Annotated in this window: 2 protein-coding genes; both read left to right on the plus strand. The window is 34.8% G+C overall.

Features of this window, described 5'->3' with window-relative positions:
- On the plus strand, nucleotides 1-1,585 hold a 1,585-nt coding region (locus tag AC6F75_RS14465), incomplete at its 5' end, for a PAS domain-containing protein (protein WP_500715795.1).
- An 11-nt stretch (nucleotides 1,586-1,596) separates the two neighbouring features.
- Nucleotides 1,597-2,223: a response regulator gene (locus AC6F75_RS14470; protein ID WP_500715796.1), complete on the plus strand. Its 627-nt coding sequence runs from the start codon at nucleotides 1,597-1,599 to the stop codon at nucleotides 2,221-2,223.
- The last annotated feature ends 730 nt before the right edge of the window (nucleotides 2,224-2,953 follow it).

Below are 2,953 nucleotides of genomic sequence, written 5' to 3' on the forward strand. Positions count from 1 at the left end.
CATGGATATTGAACACCGAATTGTTTTAAACAACGGAAAAATAAAATGGGTGCTGGAAAGAGGCAAGTTAATAAAAGATGAAAATGGCAAACCCCTCCTGTTTGAAGGCACCGTTCAGGACATTACAGCACAAAAACAAATTGAGATTGAATTGAGGGAACAAAACCATTTTATTAAAACTGCCATTGAAAACCTTCCCATTGGCATTGCTGTCAATAAGCTCGATTCAGGAGAAATTACCTTGATGAACAAACAATTTGCACAAATTTACGGTTGGCCCAAAAAAGAATTGAGTGACCTTGAAAGCTTTTTTGAGAAAGTTTATCCTGATGAAAAGTATAGAAATCAAATGAAATCAATGATAATGAGGGATATTGGGAGCGGAAACCCAAAACGAATGAATTGGGAAGGAGTAAAAATTACAACCAAAAAAGCTAATGAACGTATAATTAATGCGAAAAATATACCGGTATATGAACAGAACCTGATGATATCGACTGTGCTTGATGTTACTGAAAAAGCCATCGCTGAACAACAACTGGCACAAAGTAACGAACGCTATGAATATGTCACCAAAGCTACTTTTGACGCCATCTGGGATTGGGATTTAGATAAACAATCCATTTTTTGGGGAGAAGGTTTTAAAACCATATTTGGGCATAATGTTGAGAACACAAACTTTGATTTTTGGCTTGAAAATGTTCATCCGGAGGATGCTCAAGTAGTGTTGACGAGTATTGATGAAGCCTTGCAAAGCAATGTGTTAAACTGGGAAAATGAATACCGGTTTAAACATTCAAACGGCACCTATCGATATGTAAAAGACCGTGGTGTTATTTTAAGAAATATAGAAAGAAAAGCCATTCGCTTTATAGGTGCTATTCAAGACATAACACAGCAAAAAGAGTATGAACAAAAACTTCTTGATGTTAATCAAAAACTTAGAAACCTATCTGCCTACCTTCAGGAGGCCAGGGAGGAAGAGCGTATATCTATTGCACGTGAAATACACGATGAATTGGGGCAGCAACTCACCGGAATCAAACTAGACGCTTCATGGCTAAAAAATAAAATAATAAAACATTTACCGGAAGATACTGAACGATTGGAACGACTGATAGGGAGTATTAATAAAGCCATTAACGATGTTAGAAAAGTAGCTTCAAATCTCAGGCCGGGCGTTTTGGATGATTTGGGACTCGAAGCGGCAATTGAGTGGCAGAGTCAACTTTTTGAAGAGCAGACCGGAATAAAAACTACTTTAATCACCCAAAAACTATCTGTAAAATACGAAAAAGATATCAATACAGCTTTTTACAGGATCTATCAGGAATCACTTACAAATATAATGAGGCACGCAAAGGCAACCGAAGTAAAAACAACGCTCTCTGAAGAAAATAACACATTAAAACTTGAGATTGAAGATAATGGAGTTGGAATAGATGAAAGTGATAAAAACAATACCTTTTCTCTCGGAATCACAGGGATGAGGGAAAGGGCCTTGATGATTAATGGCACATTCAGTATAGAAAATCAAAAGAAAGGTGGCACAAAAGTAAAAGTTTTAGTACCTTTAGAAGACTAAATGTCAAGATTATGAGAGTTTTAATTGCAGATGACCATGCAATACTCAGGAAAGGATTAATTGAAATTCTCAATGAAACTTTTCCCGAACTTGAATATTTTGAAGCATCAAATGGACTTGAAGCTATACAAATCAGCAGAAAGGAAAACCTGGATTTGGTTTTGCTCGATATCTCTATGCCCGGCCGAAATGGTTTGGATACCTTAAAACAAATAAGAAGCGATGGCAATAAAACCAAAGTTTTGATTCTTAGTGTTCAGCCGGAAGACCAATATGCAATTCGTGTTTTAAAAGCCGGAGCCAGTGGTTTTCTAAATAAAGACAGTGCACCTGAAGAACTACTTAATGCTGTTAGGGTTGTAATGAACGGCAAAAAATACATTTCAGCAGCTGTTGCCGAAAAATTGGCACAATCGCTCTCTGCCCCCTTTGATAAACCGCTTTATGAAAACCTTTCAGATAGGGAACTTCAGGTACTCCAGTTAATTGCTTCAGGTAAAACAGTATCAAATATTGCAAAAGAACTTACATTAACAGTCAATACCATAAGTACATACAGGGCCAGAATACTTGAAAAATTACAATTAAACAATAATGCTGAAATCACCCGTTATGCACTGGATAACAATTTGGTTTAGCCGATGAGGTGTGATTAACTACATAGCATTCAAATAACCTATTATTTTTTTTATAATACAGTCCTCATCTGCTTTTGTTCATAGAGTTGTAGTATGTTTTGTTACAAGGAAATCATATATTAAACTATTCTCCACAAAATATTCACTGTGTACCTTTGCACCAGTAATTTATTTCATAATAAATTTAAGTGTTAATTTTTGTTGTCTCAGTCAATTTAAGCTAGATCCCCAAAGCATTTATTGAACCTGGGACAAATAATAAATAGCCGAAAAAGCAAATTGTGATTGTAATTTTTTTTAAAAAAACTTTAAATAACACTAAGGTAGTTTTAAGCTTTTTTTTGATATAGGGAAGAATTATGATTACTCAGTTCTTTCGGCTATTTTATTTAACTTTTCAAAAACATGGACTCCAGCAAGTATCAAAATAAAATTGCAGTCTTTTTCATAGTGTTTCTTTACACCTTAGTTGTTTTTTATTTGGTGCAGTATAATGTAGTGGCTACAACCACATGCACTTCATAATTATTACTATTTTCTTACAAATTTTATTTTCTTACCTTCGTGGCACTTTAAAAGTCCCCAAAAAACAAAAATGAAACTAAAAGTTTTGTCCATTGATGATTCTACAACAATCACAACACATCTGAATTACCTTTTTAAAGACCTGGAAATGGTAGACTGGATTGGCCACGCCTACAATATTGACGAAGGAAAAATCATAGTGCAA

The organism is Planktosalinus sp. (genome assembly GCF_059864935.1).